At 66.2% G+C, this 24,109-nt stretch carries 28 protein-coding genes, 2 tRNA genes and 1 pseudogene; 8 read left to right on the forward strand and 23 right to left on the reverse strand.

What is annotated here, in order from left to right; all coding sequences use genetic code 11:
* Positions 1 to 167: 167 nt before the first annotated feature.
* The gene (locus tag ABE85_RS20055; protein ID WP_067278755.1) at positions 168 to 833 is read left to right on the forward strand and encodes a GntR family transcriptional regulator; all 666 of its coding nucleotides are present in this window, start codon (positions 168 to 170) and stop codon (positions 831 to 833) included.
* A gap of 76 nt (positions 834 to 909) precedes the next feature.
* Here ABE85_RS20055 and ABE85_RS20060 read toward each other — a convergent pair whose 3' ends face one another.
* Positions 910 to 1,848 carry a DMT family transporter gene (locus tag ABE85_RS20060; protein WP_067278758.1) on the reverse strand — a complete coding sequence of 313 codons (939 nt, stop codon included), beginning with the start codon at positions 1,846 to 1,848 and terminating at the stop codon, positions 910 to 912.
* 99 nt (positions 1,849 to 1,947) lie between these two features.
* On the opposite strand from ABE85_RS20060, the gene ABE85_RS20065 reads away from it, so the two are divergent.
* On the forward strand, positions 1,948 to 2,844 hold the full coding sequence (locus ABE85_RS20065; protein ID WP_067278770.1) for a LysR family transcriptional regulator: 897 nt from the start codon (positions 1,948 to 1,950) through the stop codon (positions 2,842 to 2,844).
* The gene (locus ABE85_RS20070) at positions 2,841 to 4,400 is read left to right on the forward strand and encodes a glycine betaine ABC transporter substrate-binding protein (RefSeq protein ID WP_082938790.1); all 1,560 of its coding nucleotides are present in this window, start codon (positions 2,841 to 2,843) and stop codon (positions 4,398 to 4,400) included. Before ABE85_RS20065 ends, ABE85_RS20070 begins: the two co-directional genes overlap by 4 nt.
* 34 nt (positions 4,401 to 4,434) lie before the next feature.
* Here the strand turns inward: ABE85_RS20070 and ABE85_RS20075 are convergent, their stop codons facing one another.
* From ABE85_RS20075 to ABE85_RS20095, 5 genes are all read right to left on the reverse strand, one after another.
* Positions 4,435 to 5,550: an HDOD domain-containing protein gene (locus tag ABE85_RS20075; RefSeq protein WP_067278774.1), complete on the reverse strand. Its 1,116-nt coding sequence runs from the start codon at positions 5,548 to 5,550 to the stop codon at positions 4,435 to 4,437.
* Positions 5,551 to 5,673: 123 nt separating this feature from the next.
* Positions 5,674 to 6,405 (reverse strand): ABC transporter ATP-binding protein, encoded by a 732-nt coding sequence (locus ABE85_RS20080; RefSeq protein WP_067278778.1) that lies wholly within the window; start codon positions 6,403 to 6,405, stop codon positions 5,674 to 5,676.
* 1 nt (position 6,406) lies between these two features.
* Positions 6,407 to 8,239, reverse strand: a complete 1,833-nt coding sequence (locus ABE85_RS20085; protein ID WP_082938791.1) for an ABC transporter permease subunit — start codon at positions 8,237 to 8,239, stop codon at positions 6,407 to 6,409.
* Positions 8,240 to 8,264: 25 nt separating this feature from the next.
* Positions 8,265 to 9,299 (reverse strand): branched-chain amino acid ABC transporter permease, encoded by a 1,035-nt coding sequence (locus ABE85_RS20090; protein WP_067278782.1) that lies wholly within the window; start codon positions 9,297 to 9,299, stop codon positions 8,265 to 8,267.
* A gap of 247 nt (positions 9,300 to 9,546) precedes the next feature.
* Positions 9,547 to 10,104, reverse strand: a complete 558-nt coding sequence (locus tag ABE85_RS20095; protein ID WP_067278786.1) for a GAF domain-containing protein — start codon at positions 10,102 to 10,104, stop codon at positions 9,547 to 9,549.
* Positions 10,105 to 10,418: 314 nt separating this feature from the next.
* On the opposite strand from ABE85_RS20095, the gene ABE85_RS20100 reads away from it, so the two are divergent.
* Complete coding sequence (locus ABE85_RS20100) at positions 10,419 to 10,655, forward strand: hypothetical protein (RefSeq protein WP_067278790.1); 237 nt, start codon at positions 10,419 to 10,421, stop codon at positions 10,653 to 10,655.
* 37 nt (positions 10,656 to 10,692) lie between these two features.
* Here ABE85_RS20100 and ABE85_RS20105 read toward each other — a convergent pair whose 3' ends face one another.
* On the reverse strand, positions 10,693 to 11,253 hold the full coding sequence (locus ABE85_RS20105; RefSeq protein WP_067278796.1) for a thymidine kinase: 561 nt from the start codon (positions 11,251 to 11,253) through the stop codon (positions 10,693 to 10,695).
* A 201-nt stretch (positions 11,254 to 11,454) separates the two neighbouring features.
* On the opposite strand from ABE85_RS20105, the gene ABE85_RS27105 reads away from it, so the two are divergent.
* The 4 genes from ABE85_RS27105 to selD all read left to right on the forward strand — a co-directional run bounded on the left by ABE85_RS27105 (position 11,455) and on the right by selD (position 14,398).
* Positions 11,455 to 11,658 (forward strand): hypothetical protein, encoded by a 204-nt coding sequence (locus ABE85_RS27105; RefSeq protein ID WP_082938792.1) that lies wholly within the window; start codon positions 11,455 to 11,457, stop codon positions 11,656 to 11,658.
* Between the two features lie 129 nt (positions 11,659 to 11,787).
* Positions 11,788 to 12,666 (forward strand): ProQ/FINO family protein, encoded by an 879-nt coding sequence (locus ABE85_RS20110; protein ID WP_067278798.1) that lies wholly within the window; start codon positions 11,788 to 11,790, stop codon positions 12,664 to 12,666.
* A gap of 6 nt (positions 12,667 to 12,672) precedes the next feature.
* Positions 12,673 to 13,296: a tRNA-uridine aminocarboxypropyltransferase gene (locus ABE85_RS20115; protein WP_067278802.1), complete on the forward strand. Its 624-nt coding sequence runs from the start codon at positions 12,673 to 12,675 to the stop codon at positions 13,294 to 13,296.
* A gap of 25 nt (positions 13,297 to 13,321) precedes the next feature.
* The gene (gene selD / locus ABE85_RS20120; protein ID WP_067278805.1) at positions 13,322 to 14,398 is read left to right on the forward strand and encodes a selenide, water dikinase SelD; all 1,077 of its coding nucleotides are present in this window, start codon (positions 13,322 to 13,324) and stop codon (positions 14,396 to 14,398) included.
* 96 nt (positions 14,399 to 14,494) lie between these two features.
* On the opposite strand, the gene ABE85_RS20125 is transcribed toward selD, so the two are convergent.
* The 16 genes and pseudogenes from ABE85_RS20125 to rplF all read right to left on the reverse strand — a co-directional run bounded on the left by ABE85_RS20125 (position 14,495) and on the right by rplF (position 24,095).
* Positions 14,495 to 14,571 (reverse strand) — tRNA-Met (locus ABE85_RS20125).
* 118 nt (positions 14,572 to 14,689) lie between these two features.
* Positions 14,690 to 14,766, reverse strand: a tRNA-Met gene (locus tag ABE85_RS20130).
* Positions 14,767 to 14,833: 67 nt separating this feature from the next.
* The gene (dsbD, locus tag ABE85_RS20135) at positions 14,834 to 16,726 is read right to left on the reverse strand and encodes a protein-disulfide reductase DsbD (protein ID WP_067283210.1); all 1,893 of its coding nucleotides are present in this window, start codon (positions 16,724 to 16,726) and stop codon (positions 14,834 to 14,836) included.
* 190 nt (positions 16,727 to 16,916) lie between these two features.
* The gene (rplQ, locus tag ABE85_RS20140) at positions 16,917 to 17,306 is read right to left on the reverse strand and encodes a 50S ribosomal protein L17 (RefSeq protein WP_067278807.1); all 390 of its coding nucleotides are present in this window, start codon (positions 17,304 to 17,306) and stop codon (positions 16,917 to 16,919) included.
* 91 nt (positions 17,307 to 17,397) lie between these two features.
* Positions 17,398 to 18,390, reverse strand: coding sequence for a DNA-directed RNA polymerase subunit alpha (locus ABE85_RS20145; RefSeq protein WP_067278809.1), 993 nt, complete (start codon positions 18,388 to 18,390; stop codon positions 17,398 to 17,400).
* 141 nt (positions 18,391 to 18,531) lie between these two features.
* Positions 18,532 to 19,155 (reverse strand): 30S ribosomal protein S4, encoded by a 624-nt coding sequence (gene rpsD, locus ABE85_RS20150; RefSeq protein ID WP_067278811.1) that lies wholly within the window; start codon positions 19,153 to 19,155, stop codon positions 18,532 to 18,534.
* 259 nt (positions 19,156 to 19,414) lie between these two features.
* Positions 19,415 to 19,819, reverse strand: a complete 405-nt coding sequence (rpsK, locus tag ABE85_RS20155) for a 30S ribosomal protein S11 (RefSeq protein WP_067278814.1) — start codon at positions 19,817 to 19,819, stop codon at positions 19,415 to 19,417.
* A 26-nt stretch (positions 19,820 to 19,845) separates the two neighbouring features.
* Positions 19,846 to 20,211, reverse strand: a complete 366-nt coding sequence (rpsM, locus tag ABE85_RS20160) for a 30S ribosomal protein S13 (protein WP_067278817.1) — start codon at positions 20,209 to 20,211, stop codon at positions 19,846 to 19,848.
* A gap of 36 nt (positions 20,212 to 20,247) precedes the next feature.
* Positions 20,248 to 20,361 (reverse strand): 50S ribosomal protein L36, encoded by a 114-nt coding sequence (gene rpmJ, locus ABE85_RS27110; protein ID WP_058933616.1) that lies wholly within the window; start codon positions 20,359 to 20,361, stop codon positions 20,248 to 20,250.
* 62 nt (positions 20,362 to 20,423) lie between these two features.
* Positions 20,424 to 20,601, reverse strand: a pseudogene (gene infA / locus ABE85_RS28105) (translation initiation factor IF-1).
* A gap of 59 nt (positions 20,602 to 20,660) precedes the next feature.
* Positions 20,661 to 21,971, reverse strand: a complete 1,311-nt coding sequence (gene secY / locus ABE85_RS20165; RefSeq protein WP_067278819.1) for a preprotein translocase subunit SecY — start codon at positions 21,969 to 21,971, stop codon at positions 20,661 to 20,663.
* A gap of 26 nt (positions 21,972 to 21,997) precedes the next feature.
* Positions 21,998 to 22,429: a 50S ribosomal protein L15 gene (gene rplO, locus ABE85_RS20170; protein ID WP_067278821.1), complete on the reverse strand. Its 432-nt coding sequence runs from the start codon at positions 22,427 to 22,429 to the stop codon at positions 21,998 to 22,000.
* A 25-nt stretch (positions 22,430 to 22,454) separates the two neighbouring features.
* Positions 22,455 to 22,637: a 50S ribosomal protein L30 gene (rpmD, locus tag ABE85_RS20175; protein WP_067278823.1), complete on the reverse strand. Its 183-nt coding sequence runs from the start codon at positions 22,635 to 22,637 to the stop codon at positions 22,455 to 22,457.
* 16 nt (positions 22,638 to 22,653) lie between these two features.
* Complete coding sequence (gene rpsE, locus ABE85_RS20180) at positions 22,654 to 23,172, reverse strand: 30S ribosomal protein S5 (RefSeq protein ID WP_067278825.1); 519 nt, start codon at positions 23,170 to 23,172, stop codon at positions 22,654 to 22,656.
* Positions 23,173 to 23,190: 18 nt separating this feature from the next.
* Positions 23,191 to 23,550, reverse strand: a complete 360-nt coding sequence (gene rplR / locus ABE85_RS20185) for a 50S ribosomal protein L18 (RefSeq protein ID WP_067278827.1) — start codon at positions 23,548 to 23,550, stop codon at positions 23,191 to 23,193.
* Positions 23,551 to 23,561: 11 nt separating this feature from the next.
* Complete coding sequence (rplF, locus tag ABE85_RS20190) at positions 23,562 to 24,095, reverse strand: 50S ribosomal protein L6 (protein ID WP_067278830.1); 534 nt, start codon at positions 24,093 to 24,095, stop codon at positions 23,562 to 23,564.
* Positions 24,096 to 24,109: the final 14 nt, after the last annotated feature.

Consider the following 24,109-nt stretch of genomic DNA (forward strand, 5'->3'; position numbering starts at 1 on the left):
CGCCGGACACGAGGTCCTGGCGTACGGAAGAACCGGTGATTGTATGCGGCCCATCCGGCCGGCCCGGCACCCGCCGGACGCGGATTTAACTGGGGTTGACCTGCGCAAACTCAATCCGATACCGCCCCGGAGTTACCCGCACGCCGGACCTGCGATGATGCGCGCCCATGACTTCAGACACCCTTGAGTTGCAGGACGTCGACAAACGTCGCCAGGCGGACCAGGCCTACGACGCGATCGAGACGCTGATCGCGACCTTGCAGCTGCGCCCGGGCGCGCCGGTGGTGGAGACGGAACTGATCGCGCGGATCGGCCTGGGCCGGACACCGACGCGCGAAGCGCTGATGCGGCTGGTCGCCAGCGGCCTGATCGCGCAGCAGCCGCGGCGCGGCCTGCTGGTCAGCGACATGCCGCTGGCGGAACACCTGGATCTGCTGGAAGCGCGCCGGCCGCTGGAGCGGCTGATCGCCTGCTGCTCCGCCCGCCGGGCGTCGCCGGCGCAGCGCTCGGAGCTGCTGGCCTGCGCGGCCCTCATGGCGGAGGCGGCCGAGCAGCAGGACCTGGAGGCCTACATGCGGGTGGACCAGGCGCTGGACCGGGTCAACCACACGGCCTGCCGCAACCGCTACGCGGTGGCGGCGGTGCTGCCCATGATCATCCAGTGCCGGCGCTTCTGGTACGCGTACCGGCATCTGGGCGACGTCGCCGTCGGCGCGCGCGCGCATCAGCGCCTGGCGGAGGCGATCGCGGGCGGGGACGGCGAAGCGGCCGCAGCGGCCTCGGACCTGTTGATGGATCACTTGCGCGCCTTCACGCAGCAGGTGATCGCCTGAGTCTCGCGGCGCATCTGCGGCGACCGACCGCGTCCTGGGACGGACAGACCGCATCGATCGCGGAGCGACCGCTTCCTCAGGCGCGACGGCGCAAGGTCCACAGCGCGACGGTGATCAGGCCGACGCCGATCATCTGCGAGAGGCTCAACGCGCGACCGTAGACCGCCCAGTCGACCAGCACGGCCGTGCCGGGATAGACGAACTGCAGCACCGCGATGCGCCCGGTGCCGAGCCGTGCCATGCCGGCGTACAGCACGACATAGGCCAATCCGGTGTGCAGGACGCCAAGTCCCGCCAACCACCCCCAGGACGCACCGAACGCCGGCAACCCGTGCATCAGCGGCCATGGCAGCAGCACGACGGCGCCCACGATGCACTGCCCCGCCGACAACGCGAACGATCCGGCGCGTTCGGCCTCGAGCTTGGCGATGAAGCTCGCCGCGGCGTAACTCACCGATCCGATCAGGCACAGGGCCACCCCGAGCGCATACCCCGGCAGTTGCAGGGCCCCGCCCGCCCCTCCCGCAGGCGCGAACACCTCATCCGCGATGCCCGTGGCCAACGTGAGGCCACACAACGCAATGGCGGCGGCCAGCCACTGCGCGCGCGTCACGCGTTCGCGCAGCCAGAACGCACCCATCGCCATCAGCCAGAAGGGTTGCACATGAAAGACGACCGTCGACACCGCGATCGAGCAACGCGGGATCGCCGCGAAGAACAGTCCCCAGTTCAGGACGGTGAGCAGCCCCACGGCGAGCACCGCGCCCAGCGCGCGGCCGCGCAGCCGCAGGAGTTCGCCGAGCTGGCCGCGCACCGCGCCCCACACCAGCAGCGCCGCGAGCCCGAACACGCAGCGGAACCACACCGTCGTGGCGGGGTCCTGCGCGGCCTCCTCGACGAACACGCCGATCGTGCCGAGCAGCAGCCCGCCGCCGACCATGAGCGCCTGGCCTTCGCGCAGGCGCCGGTCCTGCGCGGAGGAGGACAAGGCAGAGGAGACGTAGGACGTGGACATGCGACAAGTCTGGGCTTACGTCCGCATCCGGCAAAGCGAATCCTCTTCACGCTTAGCATCAGGGAATCGAATGGATGCCCTCGACGGGCGGAGGACCCGATGCCCTCGACCGACCTTCAACTGGATTGGCTGCGCGCCTTCGTCGCGGCGGTGGATGCCGGCTCGCTGACGGCGGCGGGCGTGCTGGTGCATCGCTCGCAGTCGGCGCTGAGCATGCAGATCGCCAAGCTGGAACAGGCGGTCGGTCAGCCGGTGCTCGTGCGCTCGCCGCGACGGTTGGACCTCACGCCGGCGGGACACGAGCTGCTCGGCCACGCGCGTCGTCTGATCGCGCAGCATGACGAGGCGGTCCAGGCCCTCTGGCGCGAGACGCTGCACGGCCGGCTCACCATCGGCGTGCCGGAGGACTACGCCCTGCCCTACCTCACCCCGGTGCTGCGCGACTTCGCGGGCCGGCACTCGGCGGTGGAACTGACCCTCGTCTGCCAGCAGTCGACGGTGCTGATCCCGCGGGTGTTGCGCGGCGAGGTCGACGTGGCCGTCGTGACGCGTGATCGCGCGGGGCGCGGACAGCCGCTGTTCGACGAACCGCTGGCCTGGTTCGGCGCGCCGCGCTTCGAGGTGTGGCGGCAGACGCCGCTGCCCGTCGCGGTCTACGAGTCCGGCAGCCTCGCGCGCAAGGCGGCGCTGTCGGCGCTGACGGCGTTGAAACGGCCTCACCGCATCGTCTGCGACAGCGCCAGTCCGGCCGGCATGCTGGCCGCCGTCGAGAGCGGCCTGGCGATCGCGCTGTTCACGCGCTGCAGCGTGCCGGAGGGCATGGCGCTGCTCGACGAACGCCACGGCATGCCGCCGGCGACCTCGCTGCCGGCCATGTCGGTGGTGCTGATGCGGAGCAAGGCATCGGCCGGTTCCGCGGCCGCCGATGCCTTCGCGGGCCAGGTCTTGCGCACGCTGGCACGCACGCGGACGGGCTCGACTATGCTGCGCCGATGATGCTGCTCCGCCGGCTGCGGCCGCTCCTTCTCCTGCTGGTCTGCGCGGCGCTCACGGGCGCCTCGGGTGCCTGGGCGGCGGAGCCGCTGCGCATCGGCTCGAAGCGCTTCACGGAAAGCTACATCCTCGCCGAGGTGCTCGCGCAGACGGTGCGTGCCGACGATCCGGCCGCCGAGGTCGAGATCCGCCAGGGACTGGGCAACACCGCCATCGTCCACGCGGCGCTGAAGGCCGGCAGCATCGACGTCTACCCGGAATACCTCGGCACGATCGAGCGTGAGATCCTCGGTCACGCGGCCACCGGCGCGCCGCTCGAGCAACTGCAGGCGGAACTGCGCCCGCTGGGTCTGGCGATCGGCGTGCCGCTCGGCTTCAACAACGGCTACGCGCTGGCGATGCGCTCGGCGCAGGCGCGTGAGCTCGGTCTCACTGCGCTGTCGCAGTTGAAGGGGCAACCAGCGCTGAAGCTCGGACTCAGCAACGAGTTCCTGGGCCGCGCGGACGGCTGGCCGGGGTTGTCGAAGCGATACGCGCTGCCGCAGATGCCGACGGGACTCGATCACGGGCTCGCGTACCGCGCGCTCGCCGATGCCCAGATCGATGTCACCGACGTGTACACGACCGACGCGCAGATCGCGGCGCTCGACCTGACCGTGTTGACCGACGACGCGCGGTTCTTCCCGAGGTATGACGCCGTGCTGCTGTATCGCATCGACCTGCCGCAACGCCATCCGCGCGCGTGGGCCGCGCTGGAAACGCTGCGCGGCCGGATCGACGAGACCGCGATGATCGCGATGAACGCGCAGGCCGAGGTCAAGCGGCAGCCGTTCGATGCGATCGCCCGCGAGTTCCTGGCAAGTCGCAGTCGGGCCTCGGCGCCTTCCTCCGCGACGGTCAAGCCGGCCAACCCGGCCGGACCGGACAGGTCCGGCTTGTGGGCGCGATTGGCCGGACCGGACCTGGGGCGCCTCACGCTGCAGCATCTGGCGCTGGTCCTGGGCGCCGTCGCGCTGGCCACCTTGATCGGCGTTCCGCTCGCAGTCGCGCTGCACCCCTGGCCGCGCTGGCGAGAGGCGCTGCTGGCCGTCTGCGCGCTGCTGCAGACCGTGCCTTCGCTGGCCATGCTGGCGCTGCTGATCTGGGCGATGGACCGGATCGGGCCGGTGCCGGCGCTGGTCGCGCTCACGCTCTATGCGCTGTTGCCGGTGCTGCGCAACTGCACGGTCGGCCTCAGCGAGGTGTCCGAAGGCCTGACCACCGCCGCGAAGGCCCTGGGCCTCACGCGGGGTCAGGTGCTGCGATCGGTGCAACTGCCGCTGGCCTTGCCGGTCATGCTCGCGGGCCTGCGCACCGCCACCAGCCTGTCCGTCGGCACCGCCACGATGGCGGCGTTCATCGGCGCCGGAGGCTATGGGGAACGCATCGTCACCGGACTCGCGTTGAACGATCAGACCTTGCTGCTCGCGGGCGCATTGCCGGCCGCGGGACTGGCCCTTCTCTTCGAGGGCGTGTTCGGCCTGGTGGCCTGGAGACTGGCGAAAAGCCGTGGCGCCTGAGGTGTCGTCGCGGATGCCCGCGACGTCGGGAAGCTCAGGGCTCGCCAGCGGAGAACTCGTGCTCCAGGTCCGCGTAGCAGCGCTGCTGCGCGGCGGACCAGTCACCCAGTTGCGCGGGCTGCAGCCCGGGTTGCATCAGCTGACGCAACGCGACCGCCTGCGCCTGCCGCACCAGATGCGCGAGCACGACGGACTCGGCGCCGCGGCCCGGGCGCGGCGCCAGCGCTTCGGCGACCTGGGGCGGGAAGCCCCAATGCTCGACGATCTGCGCGGACCACGCGGCCGTCAGCGGCAGCAGTTGGCGATGCAGGCCTTCGCGGTCCAGCGGCGGCACCGAGGGCGCGGACATCCCGTCCAGCGCGCGCAGCAGCGCCATCAGCCCGAGTTGTGAACTGAGGCCGGCGAGATAGGCGGAGAACTCGTCGTCGCCCGCATTGGCCAGACGCGCCGTGGCGAAGGCGGTGCGCTCGCTGAGGTCCCACAGCAGCGTGCCGGAGCGGCTGCCGTAGCGCCCCTTGCCGTGATGGAAGATGGGGCGCATCGCGACGCTCATCACCAGCTGGTCCAGGCCCTGCTGGCCGAGCACCATCACCGCGCCGGCGAGATCCGTGATCTCGCGCTCGGTGCGATAACGCGGCGAGTTGGCCAGGCGCATCAGCTCGCCGACCAGGCTGGGATCCCGCGACATCAGCTGCACCAGCTCCGTCGAGGACACGTTGCTGCGTCGCACGAGGCGCATCAGCTGCGGCAGCACGGCGGGCAGGCGCGGCAGATGATCGGCCCACTGCGAACCGCGCTGCGCCTGCAGGCGCTGCATCAGCCCCTGCTCGCCGGCGGACGGCGGCACGTCCTTCAGCCGCGACAGCCCGAACAGCCGGGTGCTGAAGTGCAGCCATTCCGGCGAGGCATCGAGCGTGGGGAAGACGATGTCGCCGCCGCTGTAGACCGCCGTCTGGGTCGAGATCATGCCGGGGCCCTGCGAGTGCGAGGACGCCGACGACAGCATGGGCGGGAGGGGGATGTCGACCGGTCGGACCGGCGGCGCGGACGGCGATCCCTTCGATGCCCCGCCCGAGGCGGAGGCTCCGCCTGTCGACTTGGAGTCGGCGGAACCGGTGAGCAGTTTGCGGAGGGAGGACAGCAGAGCCATGGCGCGAGTTCGACGAATTATGGTCGGCCGATCCCGTGCGGGTGTTTCGTGGGCGTCACGCTTCTCCCCCCGATTCGGGGTGTGAAAGGCGGCCGGCGGCGTTTCCTCACGCCGCGGAGGGCCTCACTGAGGCTGTCGACTCGCTCCGAGATAGGTCTCGATCACCCGGGGATCCTTCGCCAGATCGGCCGCCTGGCCTTCGAGCGCGATCTCGCCCGTCTCGAGCACGTAGCCGTAGTCGGCGACTTCCAGCGCGGCGCGGGCGTTCTGCTCGATCAGCAGGATGGAGACGCCCGCCTCGCGCAGCTGCGAGACGATGCGGAACACCTCCTTCACGATCAGCGGCGCCAGGCCCAGGCTGGGTTCGTCGAGCATCAGCAGCTTGGGGCGGGCCATCAGCGCGCGGCCGACGGCCAGCATCTGGCGTTCGCCGCCGGACAGCGTGCCGGCGAGCTGCGTGCGCCGCTCCTTCAGGCGGGGGAACAGCGCATAGACGCGCTCCAGCTCGTCGCGCCAGCCCTTCACGCCCAGTCGCATCGGCCGGAATCCGCCGAGCACCAGGTTGTCCTCGACCGACATCGTGGTGAACAGCTCGCGCTTCTCCGGCACCAGCGCGAGGCCCTTCATCACCCGCTCCTCGAGGCTCAGGCCCTGGAGGTCCTCGCCGTCGAAGACGATCTGCCCGCGCGCCGGCAGCACGCCCATCAGCGCGTTCAGCGTCGTGCTCTTGCCGGCGCCGTTCGGACCGATGACGGTGACGACCTCGCCCTCGCGCAATCGCAGGTCCAGGCCCGTCAATACCTCGGCGCGGCCATAGCCGGCGTGCAATCCGCTGACCTTCAGCAATTCGCTCATGTCAGTGTTCCGTTCCCAGGTAGGCCGCGCGCACCTCGGGGCTGGCCTGCACCTCGGCGGGCGTGCCCTCGATCAGCTTGGTGCCGAACTCCATCACGACGATGCGGTCCGTCAGTCCCATGACGAAGTCCATGTCGTGCTCGACCAGCAGGATGCTCATGCCCTCGGCGCGCAACTGGCGCAGCACCGCGGCCAGCGCCTGCTTCTCCTTGTGGCGCAGGCCCGCGGCGGGCTCGTCGAGCAGCAGCAGCGTCGGGTCGCTGCACAGCGCCCGCGCGATCTCCATCAGCCGCTGCGGTCCGAGCGCCAGGTTGCCCGCGAGCTCGTGCACGTGGTCCTGCATGCCGATGCGGCGCAGCTGGTTCTCCGCCTCGGCGAAGAGGCGCTTCTCCTCCGCGCGATCGAGACGCAGCATCGCCCGCGCCGTGCCGCTGTGCGAGCGGAGGTAGCCGCCCAGCGCCACGTTCTCCAGCACCGTCATGTCCGCGATCATCTTCACGTGCTGGAAGGTCCGCGACATGCCGAGACGCGCGATCTGCCGCGCCGGCAGGCCGGTGATGGGCTCGCCGGCGAAACGCAGTTCACCCGCGGTTGCGGACAGCACGCCCGAGACGAGGTTGAAGGTCGTCGACTTGCCGGCACCGTTCGGGCCGATGAGGCTCATGATCTCGCCCGCGCGCAGCTCGAAGCTGACGTCGTTCACCGCGACCAGTCCGCCGAACTGCTTGCGCAGTTTCTCGACCTTCAGCAGCACCGACCCGGGCTGCGGCTTCGCACGGGATTCGAGCGCGGGCGCGCCCTCCCAGTTCCGCTCGCGCGGCCGCGCCGGCCACCAGCGCGACAGCGCCGTCTGCAGCGTCGGCCACAAGCCCCTGGGCGCGTACTTCAGCATCAGCACCAGCACGACGCCGAGCACGATGATCTCGAAGTTGCCGTTGCTGCCGAGCAGCGCGGGCAGCAGCTCCTTGAGCTGGTCCTCGATGATCTTGAACACGCCCGCGCCGACGAAGGCGCCCCACACGCTGCCCACGCCGCCGACGACGGCCATGAAGAGGTACTCGATGCCCATCTTCAGGCCGAAGGGACTCGGGTTCACCGTGCGCTGGACATGCGCGAAGAGCCAGCCCGAGATGGCCGCCAGCAGCGCGGCGATCAGGAAGACCACGACCTTGTAGCGGAAGGTCGACACGCCCATCGACTCGGCCATCACCGTCGCGCCGCCGAGCGCCCGGATGGCCCGGCCCGGTCGCGAGTCCAGCAGGTTGCGCACGGCGATCGCCCCGAGGATCGCGAACAGCCAGATCAGGTAGTAGATCGCGCGGCCGTCGGCCAGGCTGACGCCGAACAGCGAGATCGCCGGCACACCGAGCAGACCGTCGTACTTGCCGAGCGACTCCATGTTGGCGATCGTGAAGTTCAGGCTGAGCGCCCAGGCGATCGTCGCCAGCGGCAGGTAGTGCCCCGACATCCGCAGCGTGATCAGCGCCAGCACGAGCGCGATGACCAGCGTGATCGCGACGCCCGCGGCGAGGCCGATCCACGGCGACAGTCCGTAGCGCGCGCTCAGCAATGCCGTCGTGTACGCGCCGACGCCGACGAAGGCGGCCTGCCCGAACGAGGTCAGTCCGCCGACACCGGTCAGCAGCACCAGCCCCAGCGCCACGAGCGCAAACATGCCGATGTAGTTCAGCTGGGTGATCCAGAACTCAGGCACCGGCAGCAGCGGCAGCACCGCGAGCACAGCCAGCAGCAGCGCGGGGACGATGCGCCGCGTCCACGGGCTGGACACCGCAGTCGGGGTTCCGATGGCGTCTGGAGCGGCGGTGGCCTTCATGGCATGGGATCGATCGGAGGCCACGTCAATGCTCCTCATGGTGCGGATCGCGCCAGCTGCGCCACAGGAGCACCGGCAGGATGGAGGTGAAGACGATGACTTCCTTGAAGGCGCTGGCCCAGAAGGAGCTGAACGACTCGATCAGGCCGACCAGGAGCGCGCCCAGCGCGGCGCCCGGGTAGCTCGACAGACCCGCGAAGACCGCGGCCACGAAGCCCTTCAGGCCGATGAGGAAGCCGCTGTCGTAGAAGATCGTCGTGGTCGGGCTGATCAGGATGCCCGACAGTGCGCCGATGAAGGCGGCCAGCGTGAACGACAGCCGACCCGCCGAGGTACTGGAGATGCCCATCAGCCGGGCACCGAGTCGGTTCACCGCGGTCGCGCGCAACGCCTTGCCGTAGAGGCTTTTCTCGAAGAACAGCCACAGCGCGACGATGAGCGCCGCCGACGCCATCACGATGATGAGCGTCTGGCCCGAGAACATCAGCGGCCCGGCCGAATAGCTCGCATCCCAGAAGCTCGGATTGCGCGAGCCCTCGGCGCCGAAGAACACCAGACCCAGTCCCGTCAGCGCGAAGTGCACGCCGACCGAGACGATCAGCAGCACCAGCACCGAGGCGTCGGCCAGCGACTGGTACGCGAGCCGGTAGAGCAGCCCGCCCATCGGCGTCACGACCGCCAGGGTCAGCAGCGCCTGCGCCACCAGCGGCAGCTTCATCGGTGCGAGCCACAGGGCGCAGAGCCCGATGGCGACGCCGGGCAGCGCTCGCAGCGCGATGGGCACCCATTCCGCCTTGAGCCGTCCGGTGCGCGCGGCCGCGATCAGGTCCAGCACCGCGGCCAGCAGCGCCATCGCGATCAGGAAGTGGATCGTCAGCGGCGTATGACCGAGCTGCAGGCCCGCCAGCGTCAGCGCGCCGAAAGCCACGAACTCCCCCTGAGGGATGAAGATCACCCGCGTGACTGCGAAGATGAGGACCAGGGCCAGTGCCAGCAGCGCGTAGATCGCGCCGTTGGTCACCCCGTCCAGCACCAGGATGCTTGCAATCGCCCCGTCCACCTTGTCTCCTGTCGTGGTACCGGGCAAGGCCGTTGACCGCGCGTCGCCGATGCGTGCCGGCGCCGTCGCGACCGCTCCGAAGGCCGTCGCCCGGGGGTTGGTCGTCCATGGGACGTGTGGCGACCGACTCTAGCGGGAAGCCTTCGGCCCTCCGTCAGTGGATGCCGCATTGACATTTCGCAAGAAATTAATCCGACCGGTCGGTCGAAGTTTCATGCCTGCCTGCCGAGACCCGGCGGACTCAGGCTCAGACCATCTCGGCTTCGTTCCGCAGTGCGTGCAGGTGCAGGCAGGCCTTCGCAGTGGCTCGGCGCAGGTCCAGTTCCTCGCGCTTTGTCCACACACGGGCCGTGTCACGCTGCCCGAGCGCGATCACGCCAAAGGTCTTGCCGTTGATCTGGCCGGACACGTCCAGCATCGCGCGCCACGTGGGCGGCGGCTGCAACGCGTTCAACCGGGGATCGGCCTGCGCGTCGGCGCAGTTGTAGACCCCTTCGGACAGCAAGGCGTCGAAGTACCCCGGATAGGCGCGCTGCTCACAGAGCGGGCGCTGATGGCTCACGCCGTCGATCGCGTGCGCGCCGAGGCATCGCAGGCGGTGCTCTCCAGGCCCTCCGTCCAGCAACCAGAGGCTCGCGTGCGAGCTGCGAAAGTAGCCGCACAAGGCCTCGCTGACAGCCTGCGCGTAGCGTTCGGCCCGTTCGCCGGCGGTGTCCAGACCGCTGTCGCGGGCCTCGGTCGCCGGCCATTCCATGTCCTGTCTGGCCGCCCGCATGGCGGCAAACAGCCCTTCGATCCTTTCCATCGTCGCGCTCGCTCCCTGTGTGTCCTTGTTGTTGACGCCACGGTGAAACGGCGCGGCGGCATTCTAGGTGTTTTCCCTAGAGCGCGCCAAGCACCTTCCGGCGGTCGTTCGCCAGAGAGGGGAAGACCTCGCCGCCAGGGGCGATGAATGTCTCTTGGAACCGATTCGGGCGACCTTCGCGCGAGGTCATTAGCGATGCCCCGGTACGGAGAGGCTCCGGCTTATAGGAAAATACGGGTTTCGCCGTTTGTCCCTGGGGGGAACTTGGGACGGTCGGCGCCGCATTTCAAACTCTCATCAAATTCAGGAACAGCGTGGCCAAGGATACGACCAAGACGACCATCGAAGCCGATGGTCTGCGCTATCGCTCTAAAGCGCCAGGTTCGCCGTTCGCGGCGACCTCTTCGTTTGGCGCGGCAACCATGTCGTGCTTTCTCTGCGGCAAGCATCGCCCCCGGGCGTTGCTGAAGTCCCGCAAGCTGCTGGGCAAGTCCCAGCCAGTCTGCGCCCCTTCCTGCAAGGAACTGGAAGAGCAGCTGACGAAGAAGTAAGCCCAGGCTTACCCGGCGGCCTCAGGACGCCATGTCCTCAGGACGCCCTGAAGCAGCGTCCACACACCGCGCGGTAACGGGAGTTGCCGCCGATCTCGACCTGCGCGCCTTCGGTCTGCTTGCGGCCGGTGGCGTCGACACGCATGTTCATCGTCGCCTTGCGGCCACAGTCGCAGATGGTCTTCATCTCGTCCATCTCGTCGGCGAGCGCCAGCAGTGCGGCCGAGCCGGTGAACAGCTCGCCGCGGAAGTCCGTCCGCAGGCCGTAGCAGATGACGGGGACGTGACGCATGTGCGCGACCTCGTGCAGCGACCACACCTGGTCCTTCGACAGGAACTGCGCCTCGTCGACGAGGATGCAAGCGATGCCCGGCGACTGCGTGATCAACGCGCGGAAATCCGTCTCGCCGTTGAACACCTCCGCCACCCGTTGCGGCCCCAGCCGCGACGTGACCATCCCCTTGCCGTAGCGGTCGTCGACACCGGCGGTGAACAGGCGCACCGCATGGCCGCGCTCTTCGTAGTTGTGCGCCACCTGCAGCAGGGCGGTGGATTTGCCGGCATTCATCGCGGCGTAGCGGAAAAACAGTTTGGCCATGGTTCTCGAACGCCCGGCCCGCCGGGCAAGCGGGCGATTGTCGGCGCAAAGAGCGCCGTTCGTCGGGCGGTGCTTTTACCCCCGGGCAAGCGATGTAGCGGCGCGTCACACGCCCCACCTACTATCGATCTTGAGGGAATCGATGCGCCGACGGGACACGAACCCGCCGGTGCGAACAAGAGCGCCAAGCGAAGCGAGACCATGAGCAAAGACACCTGCACCGCCGTTCGGGATGACGGCCTGCGCTATGCCTCCAAGCTGGGGGGGTCGCCGTTCCAGGGTAGCGGTCAAACCCGCTCCTGCTTCAAATGCGGGCGTCATCGTCCGCCGAGCAGCCTCCAGTCCAAGCGGATCCTGGGTCGGACCGAGCTGGTCTGCAAGCCCGCCTGCGAACCGAAGACCTGATTCCCGTCTCCGGCTGGCGTCCTCAGGCAGGACGGGCGCCTTCCGTCGATCGACGCGAATTGCCACGCCCGCGCGGCTATGGGCACAATCCCCCCTTTTCCCGAAGGCCGGCCCCGCGCCGCTTGATGCATGTCCTCCAGCACCCCGCCGCAAGGCGAAGTGACCTCCTCCGAGTTCCCCGATCAGAAGGCCCCCGCCACCGAAACGACTGAGGCCGCCCTGACGGCACCAGCGCCGGAGGCCGCAGCGCCCGTGCAGGAAGTTGACGAATCCTCCAGCGAGGCCACCACAGACGTCGAATCCGGCGAGGTCGCGTCCAGCGACGCCACGCCTGGCCAGCCGAAGTCGGCCGAGGGCGGTCGCGTCGATGTCCAGGCCGTCGCGGCCAAGCTCAAGGAGTTGTTCCCTGCGCTGTTCGCCGGCGGCGCCAAGCCGTTGAAGCTGCGCGTGCAATCCGACATCCAGCAGCGTGCGCCGGGACAGTTCACCAAGGCACAGCTGTCCGCATTCCTGCGCCGCTACACCGGCGGCACCGGTTACCTGATCGCGCTGACCCGTGCGAAGACGCGCTTCGACCTCGACGGCCAACCCGCTGGTGAACTCAGCGACGAACACAGAGTTGCGGCGCAGGAAGAACTGACCCGTCGCCGCGGCATCTCCGACGCACGTCGCGCCGAGGAGGATCGAGGCCGCCAGGAACGCGCCCAGTTGCTGCGCGACTTCTCGCGCACGACGCTGACGCCGGCGAACTTCTGCGCGCTGAAGGGCCTGAGCCAGGAGCAACTGGACGCCCAACTCAAGCTGGCGCGCGAAGAAGAAGCGCAACAGCCGCCACGCCCGGAGCGCAACGACCGCCCCCCTCGCGGCGGTGAGCATCGTCGTGGCGGCGGTCCGCGCGGCGAAGGCCATCCGGGAGGTCCGGGCCAAGGCCCGCGTGGCGACCGCCCGCGCCGTGACGGCCCGGGCCGTCCGAACGACGGACGCAAACCCCCGCGCCAACCGCGCTGATCGCCGATGCCCGCCACCCCAGGTGGCCTGAGCGGCCGACGCGCCCTCTGCGAGGGGTGCGGACGGCCGCTCGTCGCTTGCTGGTGCGGCTGCGTACGCCTTGTTGAGAATCTCACTGCGGTGCTTATCCTCCAGCAGTCCGACGAGGCTGGGCACGCAAAAGGGACCGCCAGGCTGTTGGCGCGATGCCTGTCCCGCGTCGAGGTGCGTGTCGGGGAACGCTTCGATCCACCGCGCTCCCTCGATGGCCTTGTGCTGCTCTACCCCCGGGCAACCGGCGAGGCCCCGACCAGTCCGTCGATCCATCAAGCAGCATCAATGGCCACGGGCGTCGCAGCGACAACGCTGGTGGCGCTCGACGGCACTTGGCGCGGCAGTCGCCGACTGCTCGCGCTGAACCCCTGGCTGCAGGCGCTGCCGCGACTCGCCCTCGATACGCCGCCGCCGTCGCGCTACACCATCCGCCGCGCCCATGCGCACACACAGCGCAGCACACTGGAAGCCTGCGCGTTGGCGCTGGCAGCGCTCGATGGCGACAAGCTTCGTTATCGGCCGCTCTGGCAGGCCATGGAGGCCTTTGTCGATCTGCAGCGGCGGCTGGCGGGTCACCCCACACCCTCGCTGGTTTGAAGCACCAGAGGTAAGCTGCGGCGCCATGACGCCCCACGACGCATCCCCCGCCCCGGTCTCCGAGCCGCGATTGACTTCGCTGTCCCACGGCGGCGGGTGCGGATGCAAGATCGCGCCAGGCGTGCTCTCGGAGATTCTCAAGAGCACGAATGCCCTGCCGGTGCCCAAGGAGTTGCTGGTCGGCATCGAAACCTCGGACGACGCGGCGGTCTATCGACTCAACGATGAGCAGGCCCTGGTGGCGACGACCGATTTCTTCATGCCGATCGTCGACGACCCGCACGACTTTGGCCGCATTGCCGCGACCAATGCGATCAGCGACGTCTACGCAATGGGAGGGCGGCCCATCATGGCGCTGGCACTCGTCGGCATGCCGATCGCGGTGCTGAGCGCAGCGACGATCGGACGCATCCTTGAAGGCGGCGCTTCCGTCTGCCGTCAGGCGGGGATCCCCATCGCCGGTGGACACACGATCGACTCCGTCGAGCCGATCTATGGACTGGTCGCGCTGGGACTCGTCCATCCTTCGCGCGTGAAACGCAACGCGGACGCCAAGGTCGGCGATGTGCTCGTGCTGGGCAAAGCGCTTGGCGTGGGCGTGATGTCGGCCGCGTTGAAGAAGGGCAGACTCGACGACGCGTCCTATCAACGGATGCTGGAGACGACCACCCTCTTGAACACGCCCGGGCCCGAGCTGGCGGCACTCGACGGCGTGCATGCGCTGACCGACGTGACCGGCTTCGGCCTGGCCGGGCATGCGCTCGAGATCGCACGTGGATCGCGCTGCGGGATCGAACTCGATTGGGCGGCGGTGCCCTTGCTCGAGGGCGTCCGATCGCTGGCCGCCGACGGCCTGATCACCGGGGCGTCGGGACGCAACTGGTCCGCCTATGGCACCGAGATCGCACTCTCCGCCTCGTTGCCGACGGAGACGCAAGCACTGCTCAGCGATCCGCAGACCAGTGGTGGCCTGCTCGTCTCGTGCACCCCAGCGGCCGTTGGTCATGTGCTGGACGTCTTTGCGCGACATGGCTTCGGCGCCGCCTCCGTCATCGGGCGCCTGGTCGCATCTGACGACGGCGCACGACTGAAAGTCAGCTGACACCATGGGCCGCAACCAAGCCTGACTCGCACAGCACGTCGACGGGATCGCCACCGGAAAAAACGAAGGGCCCTCGCATGAGGGCCCTTGTTCGATTGGTTGCGGGGGCAGGATTTGAACCTACGACCTTTGGGTTATGAGCCCAACGAGCTACCAGACTGCTCCACCCCGCGGCTGTACCGATTGGCGACCAGCGACGACGCTGATCTGCCGATTCGTTGAGAGGACATCAATGCCGTTCCGGCTTTCGTTCCATTCAACAACGCTGTCTTGCGACAACGTTCAATGTTCTGGTTGCGGGGGCAGGATTTGAACCTACGACCTTTGGGTTATGAGCCCAACGAGCTACCAGACTGCTCCACCCCGCGACTGAAGAATGAGAGTGTAGCACGAAAAGGACTGCCGCCTCAACTTTCGACGACAGTCTTTCCAGAATCAAAGCCCGGCGGCCTGCAGCGACTGCAGGAAGCGATCGGCGTCCTGGAATCCGATCACGCGCACGCCGGTCAGTTCCTCGCCCTTGGCGTCAAAGAAAATCGTCCCCGGCGGGCCGAAGAGCTTGAAGCGCTTCAGCAGTTCCCGGTCGCCGGCGTTGTTCGCGGTGACGTCGGCCTTCAGCAGCAAGGCGCCGTTCAACTTCGCTTGCACGCGCGCGTCGGTGAAGGTGAAGCGCTCCATCTCCTTGCACGACACGCACCAGTCCGCATAGAAATCCAGCATCACCGGCCTGCCAGCGCTGCGCAACGCCTCGTCCAATTCGGCGACCGTTGCGATCTTGCGGAAGCTTGCCGCAGAGGATTCTGCAATGGAGGCCGCACCCGTCACCTTGCTCGCGCCGACCACTCCGGCCAGCGGCTTCAACGTATCGGTCCCGCCTGCGGCGACGCCAATGAACTGCGCCACCCCGAACACCATCGCCGCCACCGCCGCGCTCTTTCGCAGCCACACGCGTGGCGTGCTGCCCTCTGTGCGTTGGAAGAGTCCCAGGAGGGCCGCTACGGCCACCAGCAGCGCGCCCCAGAGGAGCTGAGCAATCACCGGCGGCAGCACCGGTTGCACGATCCACAGCGCCACCGAGAGGAGGAGCAGGCCGAAGAAGTGCTTGACCGTTTCCATCCACGCGCCTGCGCGCGGCAGCAGCGTGCCGGCCGAGAGCCCCAGAAGCAGCAGCGGCACGCTCATGCCCCAGGCGAGCGCGAACAGCGCCAGGCCGCCGATTGCCACGTTGCCGGTCTGGCTGATGTAGAGCAACGCGCCGGCCAAGGGCGCGGCCACGCAGGGGCTGACGATCAATGCAGACAAGCCGCCCATGACGAACACGCTGACGAACTTGCCGGCAGGCAGGCGCTGCGTGGCGTCCGAGACACCGCCGGTGAAGCGGCTGGGCAACTGGATCTCGTAGACGCCGAACATCGATAGCGAGAACCCGACCAGCAGCAGCGCAAACAGAGCCAGCACCCAGGGCTTCTGCAGGTAGGCCGCCAGGCCACCGCCAGCGAGCCCAGCCGCCACGCCCAACGCCGTGTAAAGCAGCGCCATGCCGAGCGAATAGCTGAACGCCAGGAAGAACCCGCGGGCGCGCGACGGAGCCTCACCCTGACCGACGATGATCGAGGACAGGATCGGGAGCATCGGCAGCACGCAGGGCGTGAGCGACAGCAGGACGCCGGCGGCGAAGAACGCACCGATGACCAGCCACAACCGGCCGGACGCGAGCACATCGTCGAGCGGGGATCCGCCCGACGACTTCGCTGTGGGCGCCTGCGCATCCTCCGCCGCCTTCAACGGAGACGCGTCGGCAGGTGTGGCCGCCACCGCATTGGCAACGCCAAAGCCGCTGAGCGCATCCGGCGCCGCGCCGATCTTCACGGCCCCATCGCCACCGAAGCCCTTCAGGCCCAGGGTCAACTGGCTCTTCATCGGCGGATAGCACAGGCCCTTGTCCGCGCAGCCCTGCCCCGTCAGCACCAGCTTCAGCGGACCGGCGGCCATCGCCTCCACCGGCACCTTGATGCTCAGGTGATCGCGATAGGTCTCGACCTCCTTCTGGAAGGTCTCGTCGAACTTGCGCTTCGGGGTCGGCCAGGCGATGTCGCCGAACTTCGCGTCGGTCGCGTCCAGCTTGAACTGGTCGCGGTACATGTAATAGCCGGGCGCGATCGCGAAGTTCACCTGGAACTCGCGATCGCCGGTCAGTTGCACATCGATCTTGAAGGCCTGCTCAGGATCAAGGAAATCATCGGCGCGCGCCGGCCCGGCGAGCAAGGTCGAGGCCAGCGCCAGCAGCAAAGCCGGCAGCAGGCGTCGCATCAGGGCAATGAGAGTCATGAACGCGGGGCGCATGCGGGCCGGGTGAGCGCGCATCGCCGTGAGGTCGGAAAGGCGCGAAGCTTAGCGCCAAGCGGGGCCACATGACGTTGGACAGACGCCATGCCCTGCCCGCGTTGCGCGTATCGCGGACACACAAGAAAAAAGGCCAGCATTGCTGCTGGCCTTCTGAGCGGACGCGAGTCGCTGCTTATTCAGCAGAGCCTTCGCCTTCGGCGGCATCAGGACGGTCCACGAGTTCGACATACGCCATCGGCGCGTTGTCGCCGACGCGGAAGCCCATCTTCAGGATGCGGGTGTAGCCGCCCGGACGGGTCGCGAAACGCGGGCCCAGTTCGTTGAACAGCTTCACGACGATGTCGCGGTCGCGCAGGCGGTCGAAGGCCAGACGGCGGTTCGCGACAGTCGCTTCCTTGGCCAGGGTGATCAGCGGCTCGACGATGCGGCGCAGTTCCTTCGCCTTGGGCAGCGTGGTCTTGATGGCTTCGTGCTTCAGCAGCGAGACCGCCATGTTGCGGAACATCGCGGCGCGGTGTTCGCTGGTGCGGTTCAGTTTACGGAGGCCGTTACGGTGGCGCATGGTGCTTTCCTTCCTTCAGTTATTGCCAGCAGCCGGATCAGGTACTGCCGGGGGCACCGGACGGATCGTCAGATCCGTCCTCATTCAAAAATCAACGCTTGTCGAGACCTTGGGGCGGCCAGTTCTCGAGACGCGAACCCAGGGTCAGGCCGCGCGAGGCGAGCACTTCCTTGATTTCGTTCAGCGACTTGCGACCCAGGTTCGGGGTCTTCAGCAGCTCGGTCTCGGTACGCTGGATCAGGTCACCGATGTAATAGATGTTCTCGGCCTTCAGGCAGTTGGCCGAGCGCACGGTCAACTCAAGCTCATCGACCGGACGCAGCAGGATCGGATCGAAGCTGCTGGAACGAGCGGCCGGGGCCTGGTCGAACACGTCGACCAGATCGGTACCCTGCAGCTGCGCGAAGACGGCCATCTGCTCGACCAGGATCTTGGCCGAAGCGCGGATCGCTTCCTCCGGCGAGATCGCGCCGTTGGTCTCGATCTCCATGACCAGCTTGTCCAGGTCGGTACGCTGCTCGACGCGGGCGTTCTCGACGGCGTAGCTGACGCGCTTCACCGGGCTGAACGAAGCGTCCAGCACGATGCGGCCGATGGCCTTGGTCGGCTCGTCGCCGTAGCGGCGCATGTTGCCGGGCACGTAGCCGCGACCCTTCTCGACCTTGATCTGCATGTCCAGCTTGCCGCCTTGCGACAGGTGGGCGATGACATGATCCGGGTTGATGATCTCGACGTCGTGCGGGGTCTGGATGTCGGCGGCCGTGACCGGGCCTTCGCCTTCCTTGCGCAGGACCAGCGTCACTTCCTCACGGTTGTGCAGGCGGAACACCACGCCCTTCAGGTTCAGCATGATGTGGACCACATCTTCCTGAACGCCGTCGATGGCGGAGTACTCGTGCAGCACGCCCGCGATCGTCACTTCCGTCGGCGCATAACCCACCATCGAGGACAGCAGCACGCGACGCAGGGCGTTGCCCAGCGTGTGGCCATAGCCGCGTTCGAACGGCTCCAGGATCACCTTGGCGCGATGACCGCCCAGGGGCTCCACAGTGATGGATTTGGGTTTGAGCAAATTCGTTTGCATGAGGTCTTTCTTTCAATACCCTCGGTTCGTTACACCGATAAGGCTGAGGGACCAACCAGGCACGCCCACAACTGCTGGCGATGCCCGGACGAGGAAAAGCCGAGCAGGCCCTTGCAGGGCCGCTCGGCAGGCACGAAAGAATTAACGCGAGTACAACTCAACGATCAGCGACTCGTTGATCTCGGCGCCGAACTCGTCGCGATCCGGCGTCTTCTTGAAGATGCCTTCCAGCTTCGTGGCGTCCACGGCCACCCAGGCCGGCAGACCGATCGACTCGGCCAGCTTCAGGCTGTCGACGATGCGCAGCTGCTTCTTGGACTTCTCACGCACAGCGACAACGTCACCGGCCTTCACCAGGTAGGAAGCGATGTTCACAACTTCGCCGTTCACGGTGATGCTCTTGTGCGAGACCAGCTGACGGGCTTCCGCGCGGGTCGAGCCGAAGCCCATGCGATAGACGACGTTGTCCAGGCGCGATTCCAGCAGCACCAGCAGGTTGACACCGGTCGAGCCCTTGCGGCGCTCGGCTTCAGCAAAGTAGCGGCGGAACTGACGCTCCAGCACGCCATACATGCGCTTGACCTTCTGCTTCTCGCGCAGCTGCAGGCCGAAGTCGGACGTGCGCTGACCCGAGGTGCGGCCATGTTGGCCAGGCTTGGTGTCGAACTTGGCCTTGTCGCTGATGGCGCGGCGGGCGCTCTTCAGGAACAGGTCGGTGCCTTCACGGCGGGAAAGTTTGGCCTTCGGGCCGAGGTAACGTGCCACTTTGCGTGTCCTTCATCAATCTGACGCGAGCTCGGAAACATTCCGTGCAACGCGCGAGTCCGGCCAGTGTTTTTGTAGGCTCGGACGGTGGGCTTCAAGAAGTCGGAGACTTCAACCGGGTCGGCGTCTCCGCCGATACCCGCCGAGGTGGCGGTTCAGCCCCCTCAGCAAAACGGCCGGCTGGTGCTTTCGCACCAGCCGGCGTGTTCTTAACGAACCGGAGATTATCGCACTAGTTGCGACCGTTCAGCGGCACCGCTTAGATGCGGCGGCGCTTCTGCGGACGGCAACCGTTGTGCGGCACCGGCGTCACGTCAGAGATCGAGTTGATGCGAATGCCGAGCGCAGCCAGAGCACGCACCGACGATTCGCGACCCGGGCCTGGGCCCTTGATCCGGACGTCCAGATTCTTGATGCCTTGCTCTTGAGCAGCGCGGCCCGCCACTTCGGCAGCCACCTGGGCCGCGAAGGGGGTCGACTTGCGCGAGCCCTTGAAGCCCTGGCCGCCCGACGACGCCCAAGACAACGCACCACCTTGCCGATCAGTGATCGTGATGATGGTGTTGTTGAACGACGCGTGAACGTGAGCAATACCGTCGGCGACGTTCTTGCGAACCTTCTTGCGAACGCGCTGGGCAGCCTGGTTATTGGGTGCTTTTGCCATGGTTAGCTTTCTTCAGATGCCGCGGATTACTTCTTGCCAGTCGCCGCCGACTTGCGCGGACCCTTGCGGGTACGGGCATTCGTGCGGGTACGCTGGCCGCGCACCGGCAGGCCACGGCGATGCCGGAAGCCACGATAGCAACCCAGATCCATCAGGCGCTTGATGTTGATGGACATCTCGCGACGCAGGTCGCCTTCGATGGTCATGCGGCCGACTTCCTCACGAATCTTTTCCAGATCGGAGTCGTTCAGGTCCTTGACCTTCTTGTCCAGCGGGATGCCGCAGTTGTTGCAGATCTTCTGCGCGGTCATACGGCCAATGCCGTAGATCGAAGTCAGACCGATCTCCGTGTGCTTATGCGGCGGAATGTTGATACCAGCAATACGTGCCATGTGCGTCCTCTAATTCGCTTGCAGTCGTTAGGCCAATCAGCCTTGGCGCTGCTTGTGCCGCGGATCGGTACAGATCACACGCACCACGCCATTACGACGGATGATCTTGCAATTGCGGCACATCTTCTTGACAGATGCCGAAACTTTCATGGTCTGCTCCTTGACCTACTCTGTTCGCTCAATCAGCGTTGATCCGGGGGTTGCTAAAAAGCTCACTTCGCCCGGAACACGATGCGAGCACGACTCAAATCGTACTGCGTCAGTTCATCGGTCACTCTGCCCTGAAAGCGGGATGGAGCGATCGAGAACGACGTAACTGCTTTCCAATTCGGTTTGGAAGGTCGCATTGGGAAAGTCCTCAAGAACTCCCTTTGCATTCGAATGACGCATCTCTCGTCATACCTTCACATTCGCCAAATTGGATCCAATATTTCTATTTGCCCAGCGTCTCAGTTGGCCTTGAAACTGGCCTTCTTCAGCAACGACTCGTACTGCTGGCTCATCACATAGGACTGAACCTGAGCCCAGAAATCCATTGTGACGACCACGATGATCAGCAGCGAAGTGCCACCGAAGTAGAACGGTACGTTGTACTTCAGCGTGAGGAACTCAGGCAGCAGGCACACGCCAGTGATATACACCGCGCCAGCCAGCGTCAACCGCGACAGGATCTTGTCGATGTGCCGAGCGGTTTGATCACCAGGACGAATCCCAGGAATGAACGCACCACTCTTTTTCAGGTTGTCTGCGGTCTCACGGCTGTTGAACACCAGCGCCGTGTAGAAGAAGCAGAAGAACACGATCGCTGCTGAATACAGCAGCACATAGATCGGCTGCCCCGGACGCAGTGCATCCGAGATGTCCTTCAACCAGCGCATGCTGTCACCCGTCGCAAACCAACTCACGAGCGTGGTCGGCAGCAGGATGATCGACGACGCGAAGATCGGCGGAATCACACCCGACATGTTCAGCTTCAGCGGCAGATGCGAGCTTTGGCCGCCATACACCTTGTTCCCAACCTGTCTCTTGGCGTAATTCACCAAGATCTTTCGCTGACCACGTTCCACGAACACAACCAGATAGGTCACGCCGATGATGATTGCAATCACCAGCAGGCAGGAGATCACGCTCATCGCGCCGGTCCGAACCAACTCGAGAAGACCACCGATGGCACCCGGCAGACCTGCGGCGATACCGCCGAAGATCAGGATCGAAATACCATTACCCAGACCGCGCTCGGTGATCTGCTCACCCAGCCACATCAGGAACATCGTGCCGGCCACCAAACTCGTCACCGCAGTGATGCGGAAGCCGAAGCCCGGGCTCAGCACCAGCCCAGGCGAGCTTTCCAGCGCGAAAGCAATGCTCAAGCTTTGGAAAATCGCCAGACCCAAGGTGCCATAGCGCGTGTACTGCGTGATCTTGCGACGCCCCGCTTCGCCTTCCTTCTTCAGCGCCTCCAAGCTCGGCACCACGTATGTCATCAACTGCATGACGATCGAGGCCGAAATGTAGGGCATGATGCCCAGCGCGAAGACGGTAAAGCGCGACAGCGCACCGCCAGAGAACATGTTGAACAGGCTCAGGATGCCGCCCTGCTGACCCTTGAACAGCTGCTGGAGCTGCGTCGGATCGATGCCGGGTACAGGGATGTGAGCCCCAACGCGGTAGACGACCAGCGCGAGCACCAGGAACACAAGCCGGCGACGCAGGTCGCCGAACTTGCCACTCTTGGCCAACTGTGATGCGTTGCTTGCCACTGCTGCCTAGTCCTGTGCTTGGATGATCAAGCGACGGAGCCGCCGGCGGCTTCGATCGCCGCCTTCGCGCCAGCCGTCACGCCCAAGCCTTTGATGCTCACCTTGCGAGTGATCTCACCGGACTTGATGACCTTGACAGCCTTCGCCAGCTCGGACACCAGGCCAACGGCCTTGAGCGTCAGCAGGTCAATCTCTTCGCCGGTCAGCTGGTTCAGTTCCGACAGCGTCACTTCCGCATTGAACGGACGAGCCAGCGACTTGAAACCACGCTTGGGCAAGCGACGTTGCAGCGGCATCTGGCCGCCTTCGAAGCCCACCTTGTGGAAGCCACCGGCGCGCGACTTCTGACCCTTGTGCCCACGGCCTGCGGTCTTACCCAGACCGGAGCCAATGCCACGGCCCACGCGACGCTTGGCGTGCTTGGAACCGGTGGCTGGCTTGATGGTATTGAGTTGCATGTTGTGTTCCTCGTCGATGCCGTGCTTACAGCACCTGCACCAGGTAGGCAATCTTGTTGATCATGCCGCGGACCGCCGGGGTGTCCTCCAGCGTCTTCGTGCTGTTCAGCTTGCGAAGACCCAGGCCAACCACCGTCGCGCGATGATCCTCGCGGCAGCCGATCGGGCTACGGACCAGCTTGACCGTGAGCGTTTTCTTTTCAGACATCTCGATCTCCTGGCGCTCAGTTGAAGATTTCTTCAACCGTCTTGCCGCGCTTCGCTGCCACTTGGGCAGGCGTGGAGCAGCGCTTGAGCGCGTCCAGCGTGGCACGGACCATGTTGTAAGGGTTGGTCGAACCGTGGCTCTTGGTCACGATGTCGGTCACACCCATCACTTCGAAGACGGCGCGCATGGGACCGCCTGCGATCACACCGGTACCGGCCGGAGCCGGAGCCATGATCACGTGCGCCGCACCGTGCTCACCCACCACGTTGTGCTGGATGGTGCCGTTACGCAGCTGAACCTTGACCATGTTGCGGCGGGCCGATTCCATTGCCTTTTGCACGGCAACCGGAACTTCCTTGGCCTTGCCCTTGCCCATGCCGATGCGGCCATCGCCGTCACCGACCACGGTCAGCGCAGCGAAGGACAGCGTGCGGCCGCCCTTCACAACCTTCGTGACGCGGTTGACCGCGATCATCTTTTCCTTCAGGCCGTCGTCGTTGCCTTCGGTCTGAGCGCGGGGTTGAAACTTTGCCATTTCCTAATCCTTTGAGCGTCAGAACTGCAGGCCGGCTTCGCGAGCGGCTTCAGCCAAGGCCTTGACACGACCGTGGTAGGCGAAGCCCGAGCGATCGAAAGCCACCTTCTCGACGCCAGCAGCCTTCGCCTTTTCGGCGATGCGCTTGCCGATCAGGCTCGCGGCGGCGACGTTGCCACCCTTGCCGGACAGCTGCGTACGCACTTCCTTCTCGGCAGTCGAGGCGGAAGCCAGCACGCGCTGACCGTCTTCGGAGATGACCGAAGCGTAGATGTGCAGGTTCGAGCGGAAGACCGTCAGACGGGCCACGCGCTGCAGGGCGATGCGAGCACGCGTTTGACGCGAACGACGCAGGCGTTGTTCCTTCTTGTTCAGCATGGCGCGGCTCCTTACTTCTTCTTGGTCTCTTTGAGGGAGACCTTTTCGTCGGCGTAGCGGATGCCCTTGCCCTTGTAGGGCTCCGGCGGACGGATCGCACGCACTTCAGCGGCAATCTGACCGACGACTTGGCGATCGGCACCCTTGATCAGGATTTCCGTCTGCGTCGGGCATTCGACCTTGATACCAGCCGGCATGTCCTTGACGACCGGGTGCGAGAACCCGATCTGCAGATTCAGCTTCTGACCTTGAGCCTGGGCGCGGAAACCCACGCCGACCAAGTTCAGCTTCTTTTCGAAGCCCTTGCTGACGCCGTTGGCCATGTTGGCCAGCAAGGCACGCATCGTGCCGCTCATCGCATCAGCTTCCGCCGATTCGTTGACCGGAACGAACGTCAGCTTGCCGCCTTCGAGCTTGACCGTGACCAGAGGGTTCACCGCCACGAACAGAGTGCCCTGGGCACCCTTGACGCTGATCTTCTCAGCAGTGATCGTCACTTCCACGCCTTGCGGGAGGACGACCGGCATTTTTCCAACGCGGGACATTGTCTGTCTCTCCT

The organism is Mitsuaria sp. 7, from assembly GCF_001653795.1.
Taxonomy (GTDB): domain Bacteria; phylum Pseudomonadota; class Gammaproteobacteria; order Burkholderiales; family Burkholderiaceae_C; genus Roseateles.

Coding starts and splice junctions, on each gene's coding strand:
- ABE85_RS20055 (WP_067278755.1), top strand. CDS start 168: ATGACTTCAGACACCCTTGAGTTGCAGGACGTCGACAAACGTCGCCAG.
- ABE85_RS20060 (WP_067278758.1), bottom strand. CDS start 1,848: ATGTCCACGTCCTACGTCTCCTCTGCCTTGTCCTCCTCCGCGCAGGAC.
- ABE85_RS20065 (WP_067278770.1), top strand. CDS start 1,948: ATGCCCTCGACCGACCTTCAACTGGATTGGCTGCGCGCCTTCGTCGCG.
- ABE85_RS20070 (WP_082938790.1), top strand. CDS start 2,841: ATGATGCTGCTCCGCCGGCTGCGGCCGCTCCTTCTCCTGCTGGTCTGC.
- ABE85_RS20075 (WP_067278774.1), bottom strand. CDS start 5,550: ATGGCTCTGCTGTCCTCCCTCCGCAAACTGCTCACCGGTTCCGCCGAC.
- ABE85_RS20080 (WP_067278778.1), bottom strand. CDS start 6,405: ATGAGCGAATTGCTGAAGGTCAGCGGATTGCACGCCGGCTATGGCCGC.
- ABE85_RS20085 (WP_082938791.1), bottom strand. CDS start 8,239: ATGAAGGCCACCGCCGCTCCAGACGCCATCGGAACCCCGACTGCGGTG.
- ABE85_RS20095 (WP_067278786.1), bottom strand. CDS start 10,104: ATGGAAAGGATCGAAGGGCTGTTTGCCGCCATGCGGGCGGCCAGACAG.
- ABE85_RS20105 (WP_067278796.1), bottom strand. CDS start 11,253: ATGGCCAAACTGTTTTTCCGCTACGCCGCGATGAATGCCGGCAAATCC.
- ABE85_RS27105 (WP_082938792.1), top strand. CDS start 11,455: ATGAGCAAAGACACCTGCACCGCCGTTCGGGATGACGGCCTGCGCTAT.
- ABE85_RS20110 (WP_067278798.1), top strand. CDS start 11,788: ATGTCCTCCAGCACCCCGCCGCAAGGCGAAGTGACCTCCTCCGAGTTC.
- ABE85_RS20115 (WP_067278802.1), top strand. CDS start 12,673: ATGCCCGCCACCCCAGGTGGCCTGAGCGGCCGACGCGCCCTCTGCGAG.
- selD (WP_067278805.1), top strand. CDS start 13,322: ATGACGCCCCACGACGCATCCCCCGCCCCGGTCTCCGAGCCGCGATTG.
- dsbD (WP_067283210.1), bottom strand. CDS start 16,726: ATGACTCTCATTGCCCTGATGCGACGCCTGCTGCCGGCTTTGCTGCTG.
- rplQ (WP_067278807.1), bottom strand. CDS start 17,306: ATGCGCCACCGTAACGGCCTCCGTAAACTGAACCGCACCAGCGAACAC.
- ABE85_RS20145 (WP_067278809.1), bottom strand. CDS start 18,390: ATGCAAACGAATTTGCTCAAACCCAAATCCATCACTGTGGAGCCCCTG.
- rpsK (WP_067278814.1), bottom strand. CDS start 19,819: ATGGCAAAAGCACCCAATAACCAGGCTGCCCAGCGCGTTCGCAAGAAG.
- rpsM (WP_067278817.1), bottom strand. CDS start 20,211: ATGGCACGTATTGCTGGTATCAACATTCCGCCGCATAAGCACACGGAG.
- rpmJ (WP_058933616.1), bottom strand. CDS start 20,361: ATGAAAGTTTCGGCATCTGTCAAGAAGATGTGCCGCAATTGCAAGATC.
- rplO (WP_067278821.1), bottom strand. CDS start 22,429: ATGCAACTCAATACCATCAAGCCAGCCACCGGTTCCAAGCACGCCAAG.
- rpmD (WP_067278823.1), bottom strand. CDS start 22,637: ATGTCTGAAAAGAAAACGCTCACGGTCAAGCTGGTCCGTAGCCCGATC.
- rpsE (WP_067278825.1), bottom strand. CDS start 23,172: ATGGCAAAGTTTCAACCCCGCGCTCAGACCGAAGGCAACGACGACGGC.
- rplR (WP_067278827.1), bottom strand. CDS start 23,550: ATGCTGAACAAGAAGGAACAACGCCTGCGTCGTTCGCGTCAAACGCGT.
- rplF (WP_067278830.1), bottom strand. CDS start 24,095: ATGTCCCGCGTTGGAAAAATGCCGGTCGTCCTCCCGCAAGGCGTGGAA.